Source organism: Micromonospora sp. NPDC000668, from assembly GCF_042897975.1.
Classification (GTDB): domain Bacteria; phylum Actinomycetota; class Actinomycetes; order Mycobacteriales; family Micromonosporaceae; genus Micromonospora.
Window position 1 is genome coordinate 696,669 of the sequence record NZ_JBIAYP010000002.1, and the last position, 21,324, is coordinate 717,992.

The window sequence follows — 21,324 nt, forward strand, 5'->3', positions numbered from 1 at the left end:
ACCAGGCGGGCAACCGGGCCGGGTCACAGCCGGTGGGGTGGGCGCGGGTGGCTGGGCGGGGGCGGGGCTAACGTGGGGGCGTGGCGCTCTCCCTGGCGATCTCGCCCTGCCCCAACGACACGTTCGTCTTCCACGCCCTGGTGCACGGTCGGGTGCCCGGCGCGCCGCCGGTCGAGGTGACGTACGCCGACGTGGACGTCACCAACACGGCGGCCGAGCAGGGCGCGTTCGACCTCGTGAAGGTGAGCTTCGCGGCGCTGCCCTGGCTGCTCGACGACTACCACCTGCTGCCCTGCGGTGGCGCGCTCGGTCGCGGGTGCGGGCCACTGGTGCTCACCCGGGGCGACCGTGCCGGCGGGCCGGACCGCACCGACCTGACCGGTGCCACGGTGGCGGTGCCAGGCGACCGGACCACCGCGTACCTGCTGTTCCGGCTCTGGTCGGCCGGGCGGCCGCCGGCCCGGATCGAAGTGGTCCCGTTCCACGAGATCATGCCGGGCGTCGCGGCCGGCCGCTACGACGCCGGGCTGGTGATCCACGAGGCCCGGTTCACCTACCACCGGCACGGCCTGACCGCGCTGGTCGACCTCGGCGAGTGGTGGGAGGCCGACACCGGCCTGCCCATTCCCCTCGGCGCGATCCTGGCGCGACGCGGCGCGGTGGACCCGCAGGCCGCCGCCGGCTGGGTCCGCGAATCGGTCCGGCAGGCCTGGGCCGACCCGGCGGCCAGTCGGGAGTACGTGCTCGCGCACGCCCAGGAGATGGAGCTCGACGTCGTGGACCGACACATCGGCCTCTACGTCAACGAGTTCACCGCCGACCTCGGCGAGGCCGGTTTCGCAGCGGTCGCGGCGCTGCTAGACCGGGCCGCCGACGCCGGGCTGGTGCCTCAGACCTCCAGCTCGCGCGCGACCGCGTGGACCAGCTGAGCGATCTTCTGCGCGGCCTTCCTGTCCGGGTACCGGCCTCGGCGCAGGTCCGGCTGCACCTTCGCCTCCAGCACCTTGATCATGTCCTCGACGAGGCCGTGCAGCTCCTCGGCCGGCCGGCGGCGCAGCTCCGCCATCGACGGCGGCGCGTCCAGCAGCTTGACGCCCATGGCCTGCGCACCCCGCCGGCTGTCCACCACGCTGAAGTCGACCCGCTGACCGCCCTTGAGGTCGGTGACACCCGCAGGCAGCGCGCCCTTGGGCAGGAAAACGTCGCCGCCCTCGTCACTGGTGACGAAGCCGTATCCCTTGGCCGTGTCGTACCACTTCACTCGACCCGTAGGCACCTGAGATCCCCTGCTTCACTTGAGCCGTCTACTGCTCCAAGGCTAGCTGGATCATGCCGTCGAGCGCCGCTGGGAATCTGGTGAGATCATCCAGCACCACTTCCGCCCCGGCCGCGAGCAGTTCGTCCGGAGAGCACGGCCCGGTCGCGACGCCAATTCCGGGCACCCCGGCCACCCCCGCTGCCACCATGTCCGCCACGTGGTCCCCGACGTAGTGGGTCGCGTCGTGCTCCCGCAGGGCGGTGGCCTTCTCCTCGGCGAACAGGTCGCCAGCCAGCTCGTCGACGACCAGGCCGAGGTGGTCCAGGTGCAGCCGAGCCAGCCGGCCGAGCTTGGAAGTGACGACCAGCACCCGGCCGCCCCGGGCGCGGATCGCGTCGATCGCCGCCTGTGCTCCGGGCAGGGGCACCGTCGGGGTGATCGCGTACGCCGGGTAAAGCTCACGGAACATGTGCACGGCCGACTCGACCTGCTCCGGCGGAAACCAGTGCCCGATCTCGGTGCGCAGCGGTGGGCCGAGCCGGGACACCGCCAGGTCAGCGTCCACCGGCACGCCGGTCCTGGCGGTCAGCGCCCGGAAGGCCGCGGCGATGCCGGGGCGGGAGTCAACCAGGGTCATGTCGAGATCGAATCCGACGGTCAGTGCGGGCATGTCGAGAAACGTACCCGGCGACTCCCGGCCGGGCGGACGTCCGACGGGCGCGACGGGTCGTTGCCGGGCTAGCGTGGGAAGACGATGACCACCTCACTCGCCGACCACCTGCGGTCGCTGCCCGACGAGTCGCTGGCCGCGCTCCTCCAGCTGCGGCCCGACCTCGTCGTGCCCGTACCGGCCGACATCTCCGCCCTGGCCATCCGCGCTCAGTCCCGGGTCTCGGTGGCCCGTGCGCTGGACGGACTGGACCAGTTCACCCTCCAGATCCTCGACGCGGCCCGACTCACCCGGGACCCGGACGAGGGCACCACCGCCACCGACGCGGTGCTCGCCATGGCGACCAGCGGACCGCAACCACCGGCGCCGACGGCCGTCCGGGCCGCCGTCGGCCGGCTGCGCGCGCTCTTCCTGCTGTACGGCCCGGAGCACGCGCTTGAGGTGGTCCCCGCCGTCGACGAGGTCGCCCCGTACCCCGCCGGGCTCGGCCGCCCCGCCGCGGAGCTGGACCCGCGCACGGCCGCGCTCTGCGCGGACCCGGCGAAGCTACGTCGGACGCTGCTCGCCGCGCCCCCCTCTGCCCGGGCGATCCTGGACCGGCTGGCGGCCGGACCACCGGTGGGCAGCGTGCCCCCGGGCGCGTTGCAGGCGCCGCCGCTCGGGGCGGAGGACACCGTGCTCTCGGACCCGACCAACGGCGGCGCCCCGACCGGCTCCCCGGTGCGCTGGCTGGTCGACAACCGGCTGCTCGTTCCCATCTCGAACGGCTCGTCGACGACCAGCGGCACGGTGGAGCTACCCCGCGAGGTCGGCCTGCTGCTGCGCCGCGACAGCGGCCCGCTCGGGCCGCTGCGCACCAGCCCGCCGCCGGTGGCCGCCGCGCCACGCGAGGCGAAGGCGGTCGACTCGGCCGGAGCCGGGCAGACCATGGAGGTGGTCCGGCACACCGAGGGGCTGTTGGAGCAGCTCGCCGCCGAGCCCGCGCCGGTGCTGCGCTCGGGCGGCATTGGCGTCCGGGACCTGCGCCGGCTGGCCCGTACCGCCGGGTTGGACGAGCCGACCACCGCGCTGCTGCTGGAGGTGGCGTACGCGGCAGGGCTCGCCGGCGAGATGGAGCTACCCGGCGTGACCACCACCCGGTACGGCGCGGATCAGCAGGTACTGCCGACCGGCGGGTACGAGGTGTGGCGGGCCGCCTCGCTGGCCCAGCGCTGGGAGCAGTTGGCCCGCGCGTGGCTGACCATGACCCGACAGGTGGGGCTGGTCGGCCGGCGCGACGACCGGGACCGGCCGATCACCGCGCTCTCCGCCGAGGTCGAGCGGGCCGGCGCGCCGCCCACCCGGCGGGGGGTGCTCGGCGTACTCGCCGACCTGGAGCCCGCGACCGCTCCCACCCCGGAAGAGGTGCAGGACCTGCTGGACTGGCGGGCGCCACGGCGCAGCCGAGGCCGGGAGGCCGCCCACCGGGAGGTGCTGACCGAGGCGGCGCAGCTCGGCGTCACCGGCCTGGGGGCGCTCACCTCGTACGGCCGACTGCTGCTGGTCGACCTGACCTCCGCCGACGAGCGGGGCGGCGACCCGCTGGGGCTGCACGCCGATGTCGAGAGCGGCGACCCGTCGGGTGCCGCCCGAGCGCTGGACGCGCTGCTGCCCGCCCCGGTCGACCACTTCCTGGTGCAGGCCGACCTGACCGTGGTGGTGCCCGGGCCGCCCGAGCCGGCGCTCGCCGCCGAGTTGGAGGCGATGACCGAGCTCGAGTCGGCCGGCGGGGCGAGCGTGCACCGGGTCACCACGGCGAGCGTGCGGCGGGCGCTGGACGCCGGCTACTCGGCCGACGACCTGCACGAGGTGTTCCGGCGGCGGTCCCGTACCCCGGTGCCGCAGGGGCTGAGCTACCTGGTGGACGACGTGGCCCGCAAGCACGGCGGCCTGCGGGTCGGCTCGGCCGGGGCGTACCTGCGCAGCGACGACGAGGCGCTGCTCACCGAGGTGCTGGCCGACCGGCGGTTGGAGTCGCTGAATCTGCGCCGGCTCGCCCCGACGGTGCTGAGCACCCCGTACCAGGTCGGTCGGCTGCTGGGCGCGCTGCGCGACGCCGGGTACGCCCCGGTGCCGGAGGACGCCAGCGGCAGCACCGTGCTGTCCCGGCCAAGGATCCGGCGGGCCCCCGCCCGAGTGCTGTCGACCAGCTGGACGCTGGATCCGGTGGCCACCCAGAAGCTGCCCATGCCGCGGCTGCTCGGCGTGGTGGAGCAGATCCGGCGGGGTGAGGCGGCGGCGCGGGCGGCCCGACGGGCACCGGCGGTGGTGCGCGGCGGGGCGGCGGGGCTCGGTGGCGGCCCGGTGCCGGTGCACACGCACAGCGAGGCGCTGGCCGTCCTCCAGCAGGCGGTCCGGGACCGGGCGTTGGTCTGGGTGGGGTACGTGGACGCGCACGGGGCGACCGCGTCCCGGCTGGTCAAGCCGGTCTCGATCGGCGCCGGCTACCTGCGCGCCGAGGACGAACGGACGGAGATGCTGCACACCTTCGCGCTGCACCGGGTCACCGCGGCGGTGCTGGCGGACTGACCAGCATCGCCGCCGACCGGCCGCCGGGCGCGCCGGTCAGCGTCGGCTGCGGCGTACGGTGCCGACGACCGAGACGACCAGCAGCAGCGCGAAGCCGGCGCCGGCGGACTCCCCGACCGAGTCGACGAAGCCCTGCCGCAGCACCAGCCAGCCGAAGAGGAACCACCCGACGAGGAGCGCCGCCGCGACGGCGTACGCGACCACGGTCGCGCGGGACACCTCGTCGGGTGGTGCCTGCTCGTGCACTTCGATCACGTCACGGTCGACCGTCATGCCAAGCCTCCCCGCCCGGTCCGGCCCTGTACTCCCAGGGTGTCACTCAAGGGACCGGTGGGACAGGGGGTTATCCCCCGCGATTCGCCACGTGGCTCAGGTGCCGGGACGGCGGCCGATCAGCACCACGCGGGTGCCCACCTTCCCCAACTCCCACATCCGGACGGCGTCGACGTGCAGCAGGTTGACGCAGCCGTGTGAGCCGATCGACTTCTCGTGCAGGTACGTGGTGGTCTCGTGGAAGCCCATCCCCTGGGTGAAGTGCTGCCAGTACGGCAGCCACACCTCGTACGGGTCGGACCACTCCTTCGGGTTGCGGTAGTTGACGGTGTACGTGCCGGCCGGGGTGCGGTAGCCGGACATTCCGGTCCGGGTCACCGTCGGCGCCATGATCACCTTGCCGCCCCGGAGAGCCCAGACGGTCTGCCGGGTGAGATCCACGCAGAACGTGGTGCCGGTGCCGGCCTTGCAGCGCGCCGTCTCGGTGGTGGCGAGCCGCTGGGCCACGTCGTGTGTGGTCGGCCCTGCGCGACCCTCGACGGGGCGGATGCCGTACCGCCGCTGGAACTTCTTGATCGCGGCGCAGTCGGCGGCGGACTGCCGGCCGTCGACGGTCACCGACCCGAACCCACCCAACCGGGCCAGGTACGTCTCCACCGCGCGCTGGTGCTCGCCCTGCGGGCAGCCGGCGGCCGGCGCGGCGGTGCTGGTGGCCGGTGCCGGCGTGCTGCGGGTCGGCTTGGGCGTGGGCTTCGGCGTGGCGCTCCGGGTCGGCGTCGGCGCCGGCGCGGCCGGCGTGGGCCGGCCGCGCTGGTCCGGCCCGGACGTGCCGCTCGCCCCCGTTGCCTGTTCCGCCGCGCCCGCCGGTGCGGCTCCCCCGCCGCCACCCCCGCCCGCCTGCGGATCGAACGCGCACGCACCGGCGCCGACCAACGTGACCACCATCAGGGCGACCAGCCGGGAAATGATCCGGACACGCTTCATGGGACCTCCCCTGGACAGTCGTCCCTTTCCTAGACGTTCGTCACTGCCGTGACGGTTGCGTCTGGTGAGCATCTTTCTTGCGACACCCCGCACCGTGCAACACTGGATGGTCGGTCAGCGGCGGGTATTCAGCCCCGTCCCGGCCGGACGGCCAACCGAGGAGAGGACGCTGGCGTGAGCGGTGGACCACTGATCGTGCAGTCGGACAAGACCCTGCTGCTGGAGATCGACCACCCGGACGCGCAGGCCTGTCGGATGGCGATCGCGCCCTTCGCCGAGCTGGAGCGCTCTCCCGAGCACGTGCACACCTACCGGCTGACCCCGCTCGGGCTGTGGAACGCCCGAGCCGCGGGTCACGACGCCGAGGGCGTGGTCGACTCCCTGATCAAGTACTCGCGCTACCCGGTGCCGCACGCGCTGCTGGTGGACGTGGCCGAGACGATGGATCGCTACGGCCGGCTCCAGCTCGCCAACGACCCGGCGTACGGGCTGGTGCTGCGGGCGCTGGACCGGCTGGTGCTGATCGAGGTCGCCAAGAGCAAGAAGCTCGCCGGCATGCTCGGCGACAAGATCGACGATGACACCCTCCGGGTGCACCCGTCCGAGCGCGGCCGGCTCAAGCAGGCACTGCTCAAGCTGGGTTGGCCGGCGGAGGACCTGGCCGGTTACGTCGACGGCGAGGCGCACCCGATCGAGCTGGCCGAGGCCGGCAAGGACGGCCGCAAGCCGTGGACGCTGCGGTCGTACCAGCGGGAAGCTGTCGAGGCGTTCTGGGCCGGCGGGTCGGGCGTCGTGGTGCTGCCCTGCGGCGCCGGCAAGACCCTGGTCGGCGCGGCGGCGATGGCCGAGGCGAAGGCGACCACGCTGATCCTGGTCACCAACACCGTCGCCGGCCGGCAGTGGAAGCGGGAGCTGATCGCGCGCACCTCGCTGACCGAGGAGGAGATCGGGGAGTACTCCGGCGAGCGCAAGGAGATCCGCCCGGTCACCATCGCCACGTACCAGGTGCTCACCGCGCGGCGCGGCGGCACGTTCACCCACCTGGACCTGTTCGGGGCCCGCGACTGGGGCCTGGTCGTCTACGACGAGGTGCACCTGCTGCCCGCGCCGATCTTCCGGTTCACCGCGGACCTCCAGGCCCGCCGCCGGCTGGGCCTGACGGCGACTTTGGTACGCGAGGACGGCCGCGAGGGCGACGTGTTCAGCCTGATCGGCCCGAAGCGGTACGACGCGCCGTGGAAGGACATCGAGTCGCAGGGCTGGATCGCCCCGGCGGAGTGCACCGAGGTTCGGGTGACGCTGACCGACGCGGAGCGCATGACGTACGCGACGGCGGAGGCCGAGGAGCGCTACCGGATGGCGGCGACCGCGCGCACCAAGCTGCCCGTGGTGAAGGCGCTGGTCGACCGGCACCCCGACGACCAGGTGCTGGTGATCGGCGCGTACATCGACCAGCTGCACCAGCTCGGCGAATACCTGGACGCGCCCATCATCCAGGGCTCGACCACGAACAAGGAGCGCGAACGGCTGTTCGACGCGTTCCGGTCCGGGGAGATCCGCACCCTGGTCATCTCCAAGGTCGGCAACTTCTCCATCGACCTGCCCGAGGCGGCGGTGGCGATCCAGGTGTCGGGGACGTTCGGCTCCCGGCAGGAGGAAGCACAGCGGCTCGGACGGGTGCTGCGTCCGAAGGCCGACGGTCGACAGGCGCACTTCTACACGGTGGTCTCCCGGGACACCATCGACACCGAGTACGCGGCGCACCGGCAGAGGTTCCTGGCCGAGCAGGGGTACGCGTACACCATCGTGGACGCCGACGACGTCCTCGGCCCGTCACTGCCGTCGTTCGACTGAGCCCGACGGCCCTTGATCGACTCCGTATCCCCGACATGGGGGTGTCCGAGGCACCCCGACACCCCCATATCGCCGATACGGAGTTGGTCATCGTGCGGGCCGTCAGCCCGGCCCTGACGCCGAGCGGCCAGAGCATTCTGCCTAGCGTCGGCGGGACTCCGCGACGAAGACGCCGCGACCCGGGCGACCGACCAGCACACCCTCGCCTCGCAGCCTCGCCACCGCGCGATGGATGGTCGACACCGACACGTCGTAGTGATCGGACAGCTCCTGGGTGGACGGTATCTGCGACCCAGGCTCGAATTCGCCGACCTTGATCCGCCTCAGCAGATCGTCGATCAACTCGTCCATGGTTGGCGGAATCGGCACGTGGTGGCCCCTTGCAGTCGGTTGGCCCGCCCAGTATCGAGCACCAGGTGAGAGAGCGGCAACAACTGGAAGCGAAGCGGCAGCCAGTGCATCAGCGAGGTTTGGCAGGTACGAGAGCGTTGACAGAGGTGAGAGGTATCGGTAGCGTCGCTCTCGGTGATGCGATGCTGCTGCGGTCGGTTGGCGCCTCTCGTACTGGTCTCGCATCGCCGCCGAGACCTCACCCTCCGCGCTCCCCCGGCGCGGCCCTGCTGCCGTACCTCCGGAACGGCCGCGGGGCGGGGCGGTCTTCGCCGACCGCAACCGGCGGAGACCGCCCCTTCACGTCGACTCCATCCGACGAAGGGCAGTCACCGTGCGCAACCTGATCCGTCGGCTGGCGAGCCGACGCGACGCAACACGTCCGACGAGAGAAATCCAGCGAGGGACGCCGCTGCGGCCGTGGCAGATCCGCGAGCGATGTTTCAACGTCCGCCGACAGGGCCTCGATCCCGTCGAGATCCGGGCCTTCCTGCACCGGGTGGCCGACGAACTCACCGTCGCGCAGACCGCCCTGGTCGCGGTGCAGGAGGAGAACGTACGGATCAAGAACGCCCTGCGTACGTGGCAGAGCGCCCAGTCGGCGAACCACCGCTACCGATGAGCGAGCGTTGGGTGATCCACCTGCCGATCACCGCGCCGGACCTGCTCCGCGCCCGGATCTTCGCGCGTACCGCCGCCCGGGTGCTGGTCCGGCTCAACGCGCGGGTCGAGCCGGGCGGGGTCACCGTCTCGGCCGAGGACCAGCAGGGCGTACGCCATTGGGTCTTCTGCGACCGACCACTTCCCGGCGGGGCGCGGTGTGCGTTGCCCACCGATCACCTGTCGCCCTGCTCAAGCCGGGCGCGGCCGAGTGGTCGTTGATCGACTCCGCTTCGGCGATGTGGCGGCATCAAGGCACTTTGATGCCCCGATATCGCCGACACCGAGTCGATCAAGGCGAGCGGCGCGCGCTCAGCCCACGGCACGTCGATGCCGAGGTCGCGGACGATGTACCGGCCTGTGCCCTGGAAATCCGCCGGAAGCTGCGGGGGACGCGGCACTTTCGGGCTGGGCGAGTCGACCGCACCGTCGACCTGGACCGCACGGGGAAGCGGCGGGGCGCCAGCCGGCCCTGGTGCCAGCACACCGAGGGCGACCAGGCCGCCGGCCACCACTGAAACCACTGTCCGACGTGCACGGATCGACGCCATATCCCCTCCGCCGCTGTGGGAAGTGGCCGGCGCTCCGACAGCGCACGTGCCTTCGGCGAAGCGTATGAGCAGGAAAAATGTGAGAGATGGCGGAACGCGTCGGCTCCACCGGAAGGGTGAGGCGACGGGGTCGACGAGCCGCCACGCGGCTGCCCGTCGACCCCGACACGTGCCGATCTAGCCGGCGCCGCCGGCCCGGAATGCCACCCAGGCGTCGCTCATCCGGTCCGCCTGTCCGGCGGTGAACATGTCCATGCAGGAGTCCTGCGTGTAGTCCATGAAGTTGTGGATCGGGTCCAGCCCGGGTGCGGTGCAGGTGTCCGCGCCCACCGGGCAGTCGAACTGCGGCGCCGCCTCGCGCGGAGTGTCCGCGACGAAGTCGCCGGAGGCGGAGCAGCCGTGCGCAAAGGTGTGCTCCAGCATCAGCCAGTGCCCGACCTCGTGCGTCAGCGTGTCACCGAGGGAGTACTTGCCGGCCGTGCCGCCCGGCATCGACTCGTCGAGCATCACCACGCCGTCGATGTAGTCGCGGCCGTTGTTGTAACCCTTCGGGAAGTACGCCCAGCCGAGGAGCCCGCCGCCGATGTTGGCCGCGTACACGTTCAGGGTGCGGGAGTCGCCGGTGTACAGCGCCTTCTTCATGTCCCGCTCGTTCTTGCCCGGCTCGACGGTGTACCAGTTGCTGTTCACCGTCCACGTGGTGTCGATGAGCGAGAACCGGAACGGCGTGTTGGAGGCGCTCGTCGCCGTGCGGCCCGCGAACGAGTCGTTGAGCACGGTCATCTGCGCCGCGATCAGGGTGTTCCACCTGTTGGTCTCGGCCGCGCTGAGGGGATGGTCGGAGACCATGTGGAAGACCGTCGGCACGGTGACGCTGCCGTTGGCCAGGCGCGGGGCATCCTTGATCACCCCGTAGGCGTTCGCCTCGTTCTTGGAATACAGCTCCGGCTCGTGCGCCGTGGCGCCCTCGGCGACCCGAGCCACGCTGTGTGCCTCGGCGCCCGGCTCACACGCCGCGACACCCGGAGAGACGGGCGCGGGCGCGGCCACGCCCACCGCGCCGTAGGCGCCCCCGGAAGTCAGGAACGTCGCAGCGGTGGCGGTGAGGAGGGCCAGTCGGAAAGTCGATCTCCTGTGCATCGGTGCACCTTTCAGGGAGGCGGTGCGGGTCGACGCGGTGTTGTCATGACCGGGTCAATGACGTCGTCGTTCGGGTATGACACCACGTCGACGGCATCGAAAAAAGACCCTCTGAGCAGGGCAGACGTCGATGTAACGGAAGAAGATCGCGGAGCGCTGTTTGGTTTCGCCGGCCGAATGACGGGACTCAGAGGACCCGGGTTATCTGCTCGGCGGCGACCACCGCGTCCCGCCGCGCCGGGTCGAGGTTGGCGCTGATGACCACGGACGCGCCGGCGGAGAGCGGAGCCAGCAACCACTTCAGCGGCTGCTCGTGCTCGGCGGCGTCGACCAGCAGCCGGTCACCGGCACGCAGGTCGAGCATCTCGGCGATCCCCTGGGCGATCGCGCCCCACTGGCCGTAGGTGGTGCCGTCCGCGCTGGCCGGGTCCGACGGGTGGATGGCGGTGTGGTCGGGTGTGGCGTCCGGGTACCGGAGCACCTCGGCGGACCAGTCGAACCAGCCCAGCGGCACGTCGGCCAGCGGCCCCGGCCCGGTGCCGACGAGGTAGCGGTGCGGTGCCTCCGGGACGTCCTCCAGCCAGTCGTCCTGCCGTTCGGGGGTCACGAAGACCGCGTCGAACGGCCGGTCGCCGCCCGGTTCGATGACCGGCAGGCCCGCGGTGGCGCGCGGCCGGAACGACACCGCCAGGCCGGAGGCCCAGGCCCCCAACAACACCGCGGCGGTACGCCAGTGCGGCGGCAGCAGCACCGCGACCCGGCTGCCCGGGCCGAGCCCGCAGCCGTCCCGCAGCAGAGCCGCGCTACGCGCCGCCCAGGAACCGACCTGGTGCGCGGTCAGGTCGACCCGTTCGCCGGTTGTCTCGTCGCGGTAGCTGAGCAGTGGGTGCTCGGCGTCGGCGGGCCGCGCCGCCAGGTCGGCCGTGACGGTTGGCTGCATCTCCACGCTCCCCGGTGACGACGTCGGAACCACCCTACTCAACGACTTTGGTCGCGCCAGCCGTCGGCCGATGGCGGTAGCGGCCGGCCGGGTGGCTGGCGCACGGTACGGGTGACCCCGAAGCGTCGCCGAGGAGCGCCCATGCCGGCCGAGCCCCGCCCCGCCACCGCCGACCGTCTCCCATTGCGCCGCCGGCTCGTGCCGGTGGTCGCGTTGCTGCTGCTCGCGCCCTGGGCCGCCGAGTGCTCCTGGGGCGGCTTCACCCTCGCCGACTTCCTCCCGGTGCTGATCTTCCTCGGCCCGATGTACGGCGGGGCGGCCATCCTGATCCGGGAGACCGCCCGGCACCTCGGCGCGGGATGGCCGGCGATCGTGCTGCTCGCCGCCGCGTTCGGCGTGCTTCAGGCCGGCCTGGTCGACCAGTCGCTGTTCAACCCCGGCTACCTGGATGACACGGAGTACGCCGACACTCGGGCCGCCGCCGAGGCGACGCTGGTGCCAGGGCTCGGGTTCAGCGTCCGGCAGGCCTTCGACTACGTGGGCAACCACATCACGTTGACCATCTGCGCGCCGATCGTGATCATCGAGTCGTTCCTCGGGCGGGGCCGCCGGCTGCGGCCGTGGCTCGGCCGGCCGGGGCTCGTCGTGGTCGGCGTGATCTACCTGCTCGGCAGTCTGCTGATCTTCTCGGACAGCGGCCGGAAGGGCTTCCTGGCCAGCCCGCTCCAGCTGACCTTCGCCGCCGCGGTGGTGCTCGCCCTCATCGCGACGGCCCTGCTGCCCCGCTGGCGACGTCCTCGCCCGCGACCCACCGACACACCGGCCGTCGAGACGGGCACGGCGACGGCGCGACGCGTCCGTCGAGCGCCGCACCCACTCTGGGTGGGCCTGGTGGTCGTCCTCGTCCACCTCGGCACCGATCTGGCGCCCGGCTGGCCGGGGGTGGCCATCGCGCTGGCGATCGCCGCCGGCACCGGGGGCCTGATCGCATACTGGTCGTCCCGCGCCGGCTGGCGGCAGCGACACGTGCTCGCCGCCGGCTCGGCGAGCCTGGTCAGCGCCGCCGCGTTCGCGTACCTGGTGCCGCCGTACTCCCCGGCGAGCCCGGCAGCGGCGCTGGCCGGCGACGTCGCGGTCACCGTGGTCACCGTGGTCCTGATCGGTGCCGCCTGGTGGCGGCTGCGCCGCACTTCGCCGGCTGTTCATGTCCGCGCAAGCTGATGCTCCTTCTCGGGTGTCAGCCTCCGTCCGGGTATCAGCAGACGGAGGAACTCCTTGTCAGTGAGAAGAGCAATCACCGCGCTCACCGCAGCCGGGGTCGCGATCGCCACCATCACCGGCGCCACCTCGGCGAGTGCCGGCGAGCGGCACCACCAGGGCGGGCCGATGGCCTTCGACCGGGTTGCCACGTACCCGGTCTTCCAGAACCGTCCGGCCGGTGAGGACCCGGCGACCCCGACGGTCGCCGAGATCTCGGCGGTCAGTCCGGACGGCCGCACCCTGATCCACACCGACGCACTGGCCCGGCGGATCGGCTTCCTCGACATCTCCCGGGCCGACCGCCCACGCGGCCTCGGCACCCTCTCCCTCGCCCAACTCGGCAACGCCGAGGACGAGCCCACGTCGGTCGCCGTGGTCGGCAAGTACGTGCTGGTGGTGGTGAACACCAGCAGCAGCTACACCGAGCCGTCCGGCCGGCTGGACGTGATCGAGCTGGCCAGCCGCAAGCGGGTCGCCAGCTTCGACCTCGCCGGCCAGCCCGACTCAATCGCGATCAGCAAGGACCAGCGGTACGCCGCGATCGCCATCGAGAACGAGCGCGACGAGGAGGCCACCCCGCCCGGCGGCGAGGAGGGCGACCTGCCCCAGCTCCCGGCCGGCTTCGTGCAGATCGTCGACCTCACCGGCAAGACCCCGGCCGGCTGGCGGCTGCGGCCCGTCCCGCTGACCGGCGCGAACGGGCAGGCACTGCCCGCGCTGGTCCAGGCCGGTCTCGCCGAGCCGACCGACCCGGAGCCCGAGTACGTCTCGATCAACAGCCACAACCAGCTGGCGGTGACCCTCCAGGAGAACAACGGCGTCGCCCTGATCGACCTGCCCACCGGCCGGATCACCCGGGTGTTCAGCGCGGGCACGGCGACCATCAGCGGGATCGACACCGTCAAGGACGGCACGATCAACCTGACCGGCACCATCACCGATGTGCCGCGCGAGCCGGACGCGGTCGCCTGGATCGACGACCGCTACCTCGCCACGGCCAACGAGGGCGACTGGCGGGGCGGCACCCGCGGCTGGTCCGTCTTCGACAGCCGCAACGGGCGGGTCGCCTGGGACGCCGGCAACAGCTTCGAGCGGCTCGCCGTCACCTACGGGCTGCACAACGAGGACCGTGCCGGGAAGAAGGGCACCGAGCCGGAGGGCGTCGCCATCGCCGAGTACGACGGCGTGCGGTACGCGTTCGTCGGCTCGGAGCGCAGCAACTTCGTCGCCGTCTACGACCTGGGCAACCCCACCAAGCCGGTCTTCAAGCAGGTGCTGCCGGCCACCAACGGGCCGGAAGGGCTGCTGCCCATCCCGTCGCGAGGGCTGCTCGCTGTCTCCAGCGAGGAGGACGACGCCTCGGTCAACGTCCGGGCCTCGGTGTCGCTGTTCCAGCTCGGCAAGGGCACCCCGGCGTTTCCGAGCATCGTCTCCGACACGGACCAGGCCGGCACGCCGATCGGCTGGGGTGCCCTCGGCGCGCTGACGGCGGTGCCCGGCAAGCGGGACCAGCTCTACAGCGTCACCGACGCGGCATACAGCCAGACCCGGATCCTCACCATCGACGCGAAGCGGACGCCGGCCGTGATCACCGGTGCGCTGCCGGTGAAGGACGCGACCGGCGTGCCGGTCGGGTACGACGCGGAGGGCATCTTCGCCCGCCCGCAGGGCGGCTTCTGGCTCGCCGTGGAGGGCGCCAAGGGCCCGGAGAACAAGCTGGTCCGGCTGGACGCCTCCGGGGTCACCCGGCAGACCGTCCCGCTGCCCACGGAGGTCGCCGCCGGCCTGGCCAAGCAGGGCCTGGAGGGGGTCACCGCCACCACCGACCGGCAGGGTCGGGAGATCGTCTGGGTGGCCGTGCAGCGGGAGCTGAGCACCGATCCGGCCGGTGTGGTCCGGCTGGGCCGCTACGACGTCGCGGCGGGCACCTGGAGCTGGTTCGGTTACCAGTTGGGCAGCACCAGCGTGCCGGGTGACTGGATGGGCCTCTCCGAGATCACCGTTGTCGGCGACCGGCTCGCGGTCATCGAGCGGGACAAGCTGAACGGCCCGGCCGCCACGGTGAAGCGCGTCTACACGGTGCCGCTGCCGGGTGCGGCGGCACCGGCCGGTCCGCTGACGGTGCTGCCGAAGACGCTCGCCGTCGACGTGCTGCCCGCACTGCGCGCCACCAACGGGTGGACGCAGGAGAAGCTGGAGGGTCTGACCGTGGCCGGCAACGGCGACGTGTACGCGATCACCGACAACGACGCGGTGCAGGACGCCACCGGCGAGACGGTCCTCCTACGGCTCGGCTCCAGCCGCAAGGTCTTCGGACACCGCTGATCCGGTATCGCCGGTGGGGCTGTCCGCCCGCTCCGGCACCGGCCGGATGAGCCGCCGAGGCCCGGCGTCCACCAACGTGGGCGCCGGGCCTCGTCGCCTCTGCGGGCGGGCGCGGATGTTTCTCGCACCGTCAGCGGGTGGGCAGCTCCGGGCCTCCGTCGAGCAGTGCCGCGAGCAGGTCGCCGTACTCGTCGACCCGGGCCAGGACCTCGGCGGCGGTGAACTGGCGGACGGCCGGCTTCCGGCCGCGGGCGCCGGCCTCGACCTCGTCCCAGGTCAGCGGCGTGGACACCGACGGCACCGACTGGGCCCGCAGCGAGTACGGCGCCACCGTGGTCTTCGCCGCGTTGTTCTGGCTCCAGTCGATGAAGACCTTCCCGGGGCGCAGGTTCTTCGCCATCTTCGAAACGACCAGCTTGGGATGCGCCTGCTCCAACTCCTGCGCAATGCGCTTGGCGTAGTCGGAAACGAGATCGGAGGACTGGGTGCCGGCGATCGGGCAGCAGAGCTGCATGCCCTTCTTGCCCGACGTCTTCGGGTACGAGTCGATGCCGTCGTCGGCGAGCCGGTCGCGCATCAGCACCGCCACCGGGCAGCACTCGGCGAGCCCGGCCGGCGGCCCCGGGTCCAGGTCCACCACCATCATGTCCGGGTGCGTGCCGACCCTCCACTGCGGCGTGTGCAGCTCCAGTGCGGCCAGGTTGGCCAGCCAGACGAGGGTGGGCAGGTCGTCGGCGACCACGTAGTCGATGGTCTCCCTGCCCTTGGTCGACCCGGGCGCGGGCAACGTCTCCACCCGCACCCAGTCCGGAGTCGCCGCCGGCTTGTTCTTCTCGAAGAACGACTTGTCGTCCACCCCGTTGGGGAACCGGATCCGGGTCACCGGCCGGTCCCGCAGGTGCGGCAGCAGCACCGCCGAGATCCGGGTGTAGTAGTCGATCACCTCACCCTTGGTGAAGCCGGCCGCCGGATAGAGCACCTTGTCCAGGTTGGACAGCTCCAGCGGGCGACCCTCGACATCCACGCGCAGCCGGTCAGCCGGCATCGTCGACCTCCTCCGGTGGCTTGTCCGGGCGCAACCGCAGCACCCGGGGGAAGCGCAGCCGACCGTCGGGGGTGCGTTGGCCGTACTTCACCTCCACCACCACCCGGGGGGCTACCCAGATGGCGCCCCGGGCATCCTCGCGCGGCACGCCCGGCGCGAACGGTGACACGCCGGAGCGCAGCGGCTCCAGCTCGGCGAGGAGTTGCCGTTCGATGGCCGCGCCGATCCCGCCGCCGACCCGGCCCCGGTAGATCAGCCGGCCGTCCGGACCAGGCACCCCGACCAGCAGTCCGCCGATCCGGCGCGCGCCCGGTCGCCAGCCGCCGATCACGAAGTCGCCGGTGATCTCCAGCTTGACCTTCACCCAGTCGGGCGAGCGCACTCCGGGGCGGTAGACGGAGCCCACCCGCTTGGCCATCACCCCTTCCAGGCCGTGCTCGGCGGCGGCCTCATAGGTGGCCGGGCCGTCGGCGAACACCGGTGGCACCGCCCATCGGGCGCCGCCGAGGGTGAGCTGGTCCAGGGCCTCCCGGCGGCGCTCGTACGGCCAGCCGGTCAGGTCGTCGCCGTTGAGGCGGAGCAGGTCGAAGATCATGTAAGTCACCGGGAGGACCGCCGCCAACCGGGCCGCCTTGTTCCGGTCCCGGACGTGCATCCGTTCGGCCAACGCGGTGAACGAGGGCTGCCCACCCTCGCCCAGCAACACCACCTCGCCGTCGAGCAGCGCGTCGTCGACCTGCTCGGACAGGGTGGCCAGTTCGGGGTACGCGGCGGTGATCTGCACGCCGGAGCGGGCGTACAGGTGCTGGCCGCCGCCGGAGATGTCGGCGAGCGCGCGCACCCCGTCCCACTTGAACTCGTACGCCCAGCCGGCACCCGCCGGGAGCGGCCCGGTCATCGCGAGCATCGGCTTGAGCGGCGCGCCGGGCACGACCCGACTGTAGTAGCAGGCCGAACACCTCGCGCCAGGTTCGATCGGATGCGAGCATGGTCGATACCGGGGAAGGGAGCGCAGGATGCGGGCCATCTGGAAGGGAGCCGTGTCGTTCGGGCTCGTCTCGATCGGGGTGAAGCTCTACTCCGCGACCGAGGAGAAGGACATCCGGTTCCACCAGGTACACCGCGAGGACGGTGGCCGGATCCGCTACAAGCGCACCTGCTCGGTCTGCGGCGAGGAGGTTACCTACGACGACATCGCCAAGGGCTACGACATCGGCGGCGGCGAGATGGTGATCCTCACCGATGAGGACTTCGCCGAGTTGCCGCTGACCAGCTCACGCGCGATCGACGTGCTGGAGTTCGTGCCGGCCGAGCAGGTCGACCCGATCCTCTACAACAAGGCGTACTTCCTGGAGCCGGAGGGCGCGGCGACCAAGCCGTACGTGCTGCTGCGCGACGCGCTGATCGACTCCGAGCGGGTGGCCATCGTCAAGGTGGCGCTGCGCCAGCGGGAGCAGCTTGCCACGCTGCGGGTCCGCGAGGGCGTACTGCTGCTCAACACCATGCTCTGGCCGGACGAGATCCGTAACCCGGACTTCGGTTTCCTCGACGAGGACCTGAAGGTGCGCCCGCCGGAGCTGGCAATGGCCAGCTCCCTGATCGACTCGATGACCGGCGAGTTCGAGCCGGACGTCTTCACCGACGACTACCGGGCGGCGTTGCAGGAGGTCATCGACGCCAAGGTGGAGGGTCGGGAGGTCGTCCAGCCGGAGGAGGTCGAGGAGGCCCCGGCCGCGGCGGTGGACCTGATGGCCGCGCTGAAGGCGTCGGTGGAGCGCGCCAAGTCGGCCCGCGGCGAGGCTGCCCGCGGCGGCGGTGGCGGCGAGCCGACGCCCATCTCGTCGGCGCGTTCGGCGCAGAAGGCGGCCGAGAAGAAGGCCGCCAAGGCACCGGCCAAGAAGACGGCGGCGAAGAAGACCGCCGAGAAGAAGGCGGCTGCGGCCAAGGCCGAGCCGGCGAAGAAGACCGCCGCGAAGAAGACCCCGGCCAAGAAGGCGGAGCCGGCGAAGAAGACGGCGGCCAGGAAGGCCGCACCCCGCAAGACCGCCTGACCGCACGGCAGCGCCGACGGCGTCTGCCGCACCGGGTACGCTCCGCCGGCCGTTGGCCACCGGAGGAGACCCCATGCCGTACACCCCTGACCTGGACCGGTTGTTGACGCCCGGTGCCCGCTTCACCGACGAGCACGGGGCGTACCTGATCGAGGTCCACCCGGTGGGCGACATCGTGCTGCCGACCGGCCGGGTGGTCGGGTGTGACCCGCTGGTCTGCCCGGAGGCCGAGCCGTTCACGGTCACCGTGCCGCCGGGCCGGCATCCCGCCCGGGCCTGGGTGGCGGTGGTGCTCCGAGAGGACGCCGAGGTGGACCGGCGGGTGGCCGCGCTGGAGCTGGTGATCCACGACGAACCGACGGTCCGCTGGGAGCTGGCCGTCGCCGGCGACCAGGACGTCGCGACCCTCGGCGCGGACGACTACTTTGGGTACGGGGTGGACGCCGGCGCCGGCACCTTCGCCGACCCGACGGCGCTCAGCGCCCTGGAAGGCTGGGACGAGGACCAGGTCGAGGAGGTCTTCATCCCCGCCGAACTGCCCGCCTCGCCGGTCCCGGGGCTGATCACCGCGGTCCTGGACGAACCCACCGGCGCGAACGTCGTCACCGTCGCCACGGGGTGGGGCGACGGCTGCTACGGCACCTGGATCGGGCGTGCCCCCGACGGTCGGGTCACCTCGTTCGTGACCGACTTCATGGTGGTCCCGGAATAACCGCCCGGATGGCCCGGGAACGATGCCGCAGGGCGATTCGGCCGGTCCGGGGCGGGCACGGGGGGCCGACAGGCGGGTACCGTGTGCGTCGGCCTTCCCCCCGGCACCGGGTGTGCCGGCCACACCTTCGCAGCAGGGAGTCGACGACGTGAGCGAGCGCACGCAGCAGAACCGGTCGGAGGGCCAGGGCCCGGCAACCAAGGCGGGGCGCCGTCTGGCCGCCCAGCTGGCGGCGCAGAAGGCGGCCGAGGCGAAGCGGCGTCGCCAGGCGTGGGCCGGCGGGCTCGCCGGTGTCGCCGTGGTGGCGGTGCTGATCACCGTCTTCGTGCTGGTCGGCGGGGGCGACGACAAGCCCGCGAACCAGGCCGGCGCGACCCCGTCCGCCTCCGCCCCGGCCCCGGATGCCGCCGGCGCGCCCCCCGCACCGCAGCTGCCGGAGGGCACCGACCCGGCGCTCGGCACCAAGCCGACCGTCGAGGCGGGCAAGGGCGAGCTGAAGAAGCTCACCGTGACGCCGCTGATCAAGGGCACCGGCCCGGCGGTCACGAAGGGCCAGACCATCACCACGAACTACGTGGGCGTCTTCTACAAGGACGGCCAGGAGTTCGACGCGTCCTGGAAGACCGGCCAGCCGGCTACCTTCCCGATCGGCGTGGGTCAGGTCATTCCCGGCTGGGACCAGGGCCTGGTCGGCGTGACCGTGGGCAGCCGGGTGCAGCTCGACATCCCGGGCGAGCTGGCGTACGGCAACGACGAGGCTGCCGCAGGAGGCCGGCCGACCGGCCCGCTGCGCTTCGTGGTGGACGTGCTCGCCGCCCAGTGACCCGTCCGGATCGCCCCGGTTGTCGCCCGAGGGCGATGCAGTTGTTCACATGGGGCTTCCGGCCCGTCACCCACCGGCAGTAGGTTCGGCGTCACCCCGGGCGGCTCGCCGCCCGGGGTGAGCATCCGGGACGGGACGCGGAGGTGCACGTGACGGCGCTGGACGAGCCTGGGCGGACCGCCCGGTTGATGTGGGCGCACTTCGAGCCGGTGCACGCGGTCACCTACTTTCACCCCCGGGCCCGCGCCGCGTACGAGGCGGTGGGGTTGCGCGGCTACTGGCGGGGCTACTTCGCCGGCCGCGCGGCGCCGCTCGGCCCCACCGAGGCGGCCCCGGTGATCGCCGTCTTCTTCAGTTTCGCGCCCCCGATGGTGAGCCGGGCGCTGCCGGCGGTGTGGCGGTTGGCCACCCCCGCGGAGGCGCTGCGCGCCCGGCTGACCGGCGCGGTGCAGGCGCTCGCGGAGCTGACCTACGAACTGCCGGAGGCGCACCTGGCGGAGGCCGCCGACCTGCTGGAGCGGGCCGCCTCGGCGGTGCAGACCGCCGGCCGGGTGCTCGGCGCGGTCAACGCGGCGCTGCCGGTCGGCGAGTACCCGCTGGCCCGGCTCTGGCAGGCCGCCACGACGCTGCGCGAGCACCGGGGCGACGGGCACGTGGCGGCGCTGGTGGCCGCCGGCCTGGACCCGGTGGAGACGCTGGCCTGGCGGGTCGCCGTGGACATGTCGCCGCAGAACCTGCTCGGCCGGGGCTGGTCCGAGGAGCAGTGGCGGGCCGCCCGCGAGCGGCTGGCGCAGCGGGGCTGGCTGACCCCGGACGGCGCGGCCACCGACCACGGTCGGGTCGGTTTCCAGGCGGTCGAGGACGCCACCGACCGTGCCGCCGCACACCCGTGGGAGGCGCTCGGCCAGGACGGCACGGATCGTCTGCGGGAGTTGCTGGAGCCGATGGCCCGGGCCTGCCACACAGTGATCCCGGTAGGCAGCCCGATCGGGCTGCCCGCACTGCCCGCCTGACCGGGGACCCGCCGGTCGGGCAGGATGGGCCCGTGGTGGATGCGGTGGTCTTCGACCTGGACGGCGTGATCGTGGATTCCGAACCGGTGTGGGAGGAGGTCCGGCGGGCGTACGTGGCGGCGCACGGCGGGACCTGGCAGCCGGACACCCAGCGCCGGCTGATGGGCATGAGCACCGGCGAGTGGGCCCACTACCTCAGCGGCGAGTTGGGCGTGGCACGCACCGCCCAGCAGGTCGCCGACGAGGTGGTCGAGGAGATGACCCGGCGCTACCGGGAGCACGTACCGCTGATCGATGACGCCGACCAGGTCGTGCGCCGGCTCGCCGCGCGGTGGCCGCTCGGGTTGGCCAGTTCGTCGCCGACCCGGCTGATCGCGGCGGCGTTGGCCGCCACCGACCTGACCGACGCGTTCGCGGCCACCCTGTCCACCGAGGAGACCGAGCGGGGCAAGCCGGCACCGGACGTGTACCTGGCTGTCGCGCGCCGCCTGGGCGTCGACCCGGCCCGCTGCGTGGCGGTGGAGGACTCGTCCAACGGGGTGCGGTCGGCCGCATCGGCGGGGATGCGGGTGGTGGCGGTGCCGCACGGCGCGTACCCGCTGGATCCGGACGCCGCCCGGCTGGCCGCGGTGACGCTGGGCGGGATCGACGAGCTGAGCGCGGAGACGATCGACGCGCTCGCCGACTGACCCGGCCGGGTGCGCGGCGTCACGGCCGTCCGGTCCCTGCCGACCTGCGTACGGTTATACGGTTTTCGGGGGCCGGCGGGATCGGCATGACGGGGACTGAGCGGGGTACCGCAGCCGG

The 21,324-nt window shown here is 72.6% G+C and carries 21 protein-coding genes; 12 read left to right on the plus strand and 9 right to left on the minus strand.

From position 1 onward, the window contains the following. Positions 1-80: 80 nt before the first annotated feature. Positions 81-929, plus strand: coding sequence for a 1,4-dihydroxy-6-naphthoate synthase (locus ACFY29_RS12705; RefSeq protein WP_328422849.1), 849 nt, complete (start codon positions 81-83; stop codon positions 927-929). Here ACFY29_RS12705 and ACFY29_RS12710 read toward each other — a convergent pair. Both ACFY29_RS12710 and ACFY29_RS12715 read right to left on the minus strand, forming a co-directional pair. Beyond that, a complete protein-coding gene (locus ACFY29_RS12710; RefSeq protein ID WP_030329652.1) occupies positions 890-1,276 on the minus strand; it encodes a cold-shock protein in 387 nt (128 codons plus the stop codon). The two genes, ACFY29_RS12705 and ACFY29_RS12710, sit on opposite strands and share 40 nt — an antisense overlap. A 28-nt stretch (positions 1,277-1,304) precedes the next feature. Continuing rightward, positions 1,305-1,928, minus strand: coding sequence for an HAD family hydrolase (locus ACFY29_RS12715; RefSeq protein ID WP_386985565.1), 624 nt, complete (start codon positions 1,926-1,928; stop codon positions 1,305-1,307). Between the two features lie 84 nt (positions 1,929-2,012). On the opposite strand from ACFY29_RS12715, the gene ACFY29_RS12720 reads away from it, so the two are divergent. Continuing rightward, positions 2,013-4,496 carry a helicase-associated domain-containing protein gene (locus ACFY29_RS12720; protein ID WP_386985567.1) on the plus strand — a complete coding sequence of 828 codons (2,484 nt, stop codon included), beginning with the start codon at positions 2,013-2,015 and terminating at the stop codon, positions 4,494-4,496. 36 nt (positions 4,497-4,532) lie between these two features. Here ACFY29_RS12720 and ACFY29_RS12725 read toward each other — a convergent pair whose 3' ends face one another. Together ACFY29_RS12725 and ACFY29_RS12730 are read right to left on the minus strand one after the other, a co-directional pair. Further along, on the minus strand, positions 4,533-4,769 hold the full coding sequence (locus ACFY29_RS12725) for a hypothetical protein (RefSeq protein WP_386985569.1): 237 nt from the start codon (positions 4,767-4,769) through the stop codon (positions 4,533-4,535). A 96-nt stretch (positions 4,770-4,865) separates the two neighbouring features. Continuing rightward, complete coding sequence (locus tag ACFY29_RS12730; protein WP_386985571.1) at positions 4,866-5,753, minus strand: L,D-transpeptidase family protein; 888 nt, start codon at positions 5,751-5,753, stop codon at positions 4,866-4,868. 174 nt (positions 5,754-5,927) lie between these two features. Between ACFY29_RS12730 and ACFY29_RS12735 the strand changes: the two genes are divergently transcribed. Then, positions 5,928-7,607 carry a DNA repair helicase XPB gene (locus ACFY29_RS12735; RefSeq protein WP_386985573.1) on the plus strand — a complete coding sequence of 560 codons (1,680 nt, stop codon included), beginning with the start codon at positions 5,928-5,930 and terminating at the stop codon, positions 7,605-7,607. A gap of 141 nt (positions 7,608-7,748) precedes the next feature. Here the strand turns inward: ACFY29_RS12735 and ACFY29_RS12740 are convergent, their stop codons facing one another. Further along, positions 7,749-7,976, minus strand: a complete 228-nt coding sequence (locus ACFY29_RS12740; RefSeq protein ID WP_355600497.1) for a winged helix-turn-helix domain-containing protein — start codon at positions 7,974-7,976, stop codon at positions 7,749-7,751. Between the two features lie 367 nt (positions 7,977-8,343). On the opposite strand from ACFY29_RS12740, the gene ACFY29_RS12745 reads away from it, so the two are divergent. Beyond that, positions 8,344-8,619 (plus strand): DivIVA domain-containing protein, encoded by a 276-nt coding sequence (locus ACFY29_RS12745; protein ID WP_386986701.1) that lies wholly within the window; start codon positions 8,344-8,346, stop codon positions 8,617-8,619. Further along, positions 8,616-8,879 carry a hypothetical protein gene (locus ACFY29_RS12750; RefSeq protein ID WP_386985575.1) on the plus strand — a complete coding sequence of 88 codons (264 nt, stop codon included), beginning with the start codon at positions 8,616-8,618 and terminating at the stop codon, positions 8,877-8,879. Before ACFY29_RS12745 ends, ACFY29_RS12750 begins: the two co-directional genes overlap by 4 nt. A 506-nt stretch (positions 8,880-9,385) precedes the next feature. Here ACFY29_RS12750 and ACFY29_RS12755 read toward each other — a convergent pair. Both ACFY29_RS12755 and ACFY29_RS12760 read right to left on the minus strand, forming a co-directional pair. Beyond that, positions 9,386-10,348 (minus strand): zinc metalloprotease, encoded by a 963-nt coding sequence (locus tag ACFY29_RS12755; protein WP_386985577.1) that lies wholly within the window; start codon positions 10,346-10,348, stop codon positions 9,386-9,388. A gap of 187 nt (positions 10,349-10,535) precedes the next feature. Next, positions 10,536-11,288, minus strand: coding sequence for a TIGR03089 family protein (locus tag ACFY29_RS12760; RefSeq protein ID WP_386985579.1), 753 nt, complete (start codon positions 11,286-11,288; stop codon positions 10,536-10,538). A gap of 141 nt (positions 11,289-11,429) precedes the next feature. Here ACFY29_RS12760 and ACFY29_RS12765 point away from each other — a divergent pair, with 141 nt between their 5' ends. Then, on the plus strand, positions 11,430-12,509 hold the full coding sequence (locus ACFY29_RS12765) for a hypothetical protein (RefSeq protein ID WP_386985581.1): 1,080 nt from the start codon (positions 11,430-11,432) through the stop codon (positions 12,507-12,509). Positions 12,510-12,569: 60 nt separating this feature from the next. Continuing rightward, on the plus strand, positions 12,570-14,873 hold the full coding sequence (locus ACFY29_RS12770; protein ID WP_386985583.1) for an esterase-like activity of phytase family protein: 2,304 nt from the start codon (positions 12,570-12,572) through the stop codon (positions 14,871-14,873). 130 nt (positions 14,874-15,003) lie between these two features. On the opposite strand, the gene ligD (ACFY29_RS12775) is transcribed toward ACFY29_RS12770, so the two are convergent. Both ligD (ACFY29_RS12775) and ligD (ACFY29_RS12780) read right to left on the minus strand, forming a co-directional pair. Beyond that, positions 15,004-15,918 carry a non-homologous end-joining DNA ligase gene (gene ligD, locus ACFY29_RS12775; RefSeq protein ID WP_386985585.1) on the minus strand — a complete coding sequence of 305 codons (915 nt, stop codon included), beginning with the start codon at positions 15,916-15,918 and terminating at the stop codon, positions 15,004-15,006. Beyond that, on the minus strand, positions 15,908-16,849 hold the full coding sequence (ligD, locus tag ACFY29_RS12780) for a non-homologous end-joining DNA ligase (RefSeq protein WP_386985587.1): 942 nt from the start codon (positions 16,847-16,849) through the stop codon (positions 15,908-15,910). The genes ligD (ACFY29_RS12775) and ligD (ACFY29_RS12780) overlap by 11 nt, the downstream gene beginning before the upstream one ends. Positions 16,850-16,934: 85 nt before the next feature. Between ligD (ACFY29_RS12780) and ACFY29_RS12785 the strand changes: the two genes are divergently transcribed. From ACFY29_RS12785 to ACFY29_RS12805, 5 genes are all read left to right on the plus strand, one after another. Next, the gene (locus tag ACFY29_RS12785; protein ID WP_386985588.1) at positions 16,935-17,969 is read left to right on the plus strand and encodes a Ku protein; all 1,035 of its coding nucleotides are present in this window, start codon (positions 16,935-16,937) and stop codon (positions 17,967-17,969) included. Between the two features lie 73 nt (positions 17,970-18,042). Next, positions 18,043-18,681: a DUF4241 domain-containing protein gene (locus ACFY29_RS12790; protein ID WP_355600516.1), complete on the plus strand. Its 639-nt coding sequence runs from the start codon at positions 18,043-18,045 to the stop codon at positions 18,679-18,681. A 112-nt stretch (positions 18,682-18,793) separates the two neighbouring features. Next, positions 18,794-19,504 (plus strand): FKBP-type peptidyl-prolyl cis-trans isomerase, encoded by a 711-nt coding sequence (locus ACFY29_RS12795; protein ID WP_328422809.1) that lies wholly within the window; start codon positions 18,794-18,796, stop codon positions 19,502-19,504. Between the two features lie 188 nt (positions 19,505-19,692). After that, positions 19,693-20,517 carry a hypothetical protein gene (locus tag ACFY29_RS12800; protein ID WP_386986704.1) on the plus strand — a complete coding sequence of 275 codons (825 nt, stop codon included), beginning with the start codon at positions 19,693-19,695 and terminating at the stop codon, positions 20,515-20,517. Between the two features lie 32 nt (positions 20,518-20,549). Next, a complete protein-coding gene (locus ACFY29_RS12805; RefSeq protein WP_328422807.1) occupies positions 20,550-21,206 on the plus strand; it encodes an HAD family phosphatase in 657 nt (218 codons plus the stop codon). Positions 21,207-21,324: the final 118 nt, after the last annotated feature.

Coding starts and splice junctions, on each gene's coding strand:
- ACFY29_RS12715 (WP_386985565.1), bottom strand. CDS start 1,928: ATGCCCGCACTGACCGTCGGATTCGATCTCGACATGACCCTGGTTGAC.
- ACFY29_RS12720 (WP_386985567.1), top strand. CDS start 2,013: ATGACCACCTCACTCGCCGACCACCTGCGGTCGCTGCCCGACGAGTCG.
- ACFY29_RS12725 (WP_386985569.1), bottom strand. CDS start 4,769: ATGACGGTCGACCGTGACGTGATCGAAGTGCACGAGCAGGCACCACCC.
- ACFY29_RS12730 (WP_386985571.1), bottom strand. CDS start 5,753: ATGAAGCGTGTCCGGATCATTTCCCGGCTGGTCGCCCTGATGGTGGTC.
- ACFY29_RS12750 (WP_386985575.1), top strand. CDS start 8,616: ATGAGCGAGCGTTGGGTGATCCACCTGCCGATCACCGCGCCGGACCTG.
- ACFY29_RS12755 (WP_386985577.1), bottom strand. CDS start 10,348: ATGCACAGGAGATCGACTTTCCGACTGGCCCTCCTCACCGCCACCGCT.
- ACFY29_RS12760 (WP_386985579.1), bottom strand. CDS start 11,288: ATGCAGCCAACCGTCACGGCCGACCTGGCGGCGCGGCCCGCCGACGCC.
- ACFY29_RS12765 (WP_386985581.1), top strand. CDS start 11,430: ATGCCGGCCGAGCCCCGCCCCGCCACCGCCGACCGTCTCCCATTGCGC.
- ligD (WP_386985585.1), bottom strand. CDS start 15,918: ATGCCGGCTGACCGGCTGCGCGTGGATGTCGAGGGTCGCCCGCTGGAG.
- ACFY29_RS12785 (WP_386985588.1), top strand. CDS start 16,935: ATGCGGGCCATCTGGAAGGGAGCCGTGTCGTTCGGGCTCGTCTCGATC.
- ACFY29_RS12790 (WP_355600516.1), top strand. CDS start 18,043: ATGCCGTACACCCCTGACCTGGACCGGTTGTTGACGCCCGGTGCCCGC.
- ACFY29_RS12800 (WP_386986704.1), top strand. CDS start 19,693: ATGTGGGCGCACTTCGAGCCGGTGCACGCGGTCACCTACTTTCACCCC.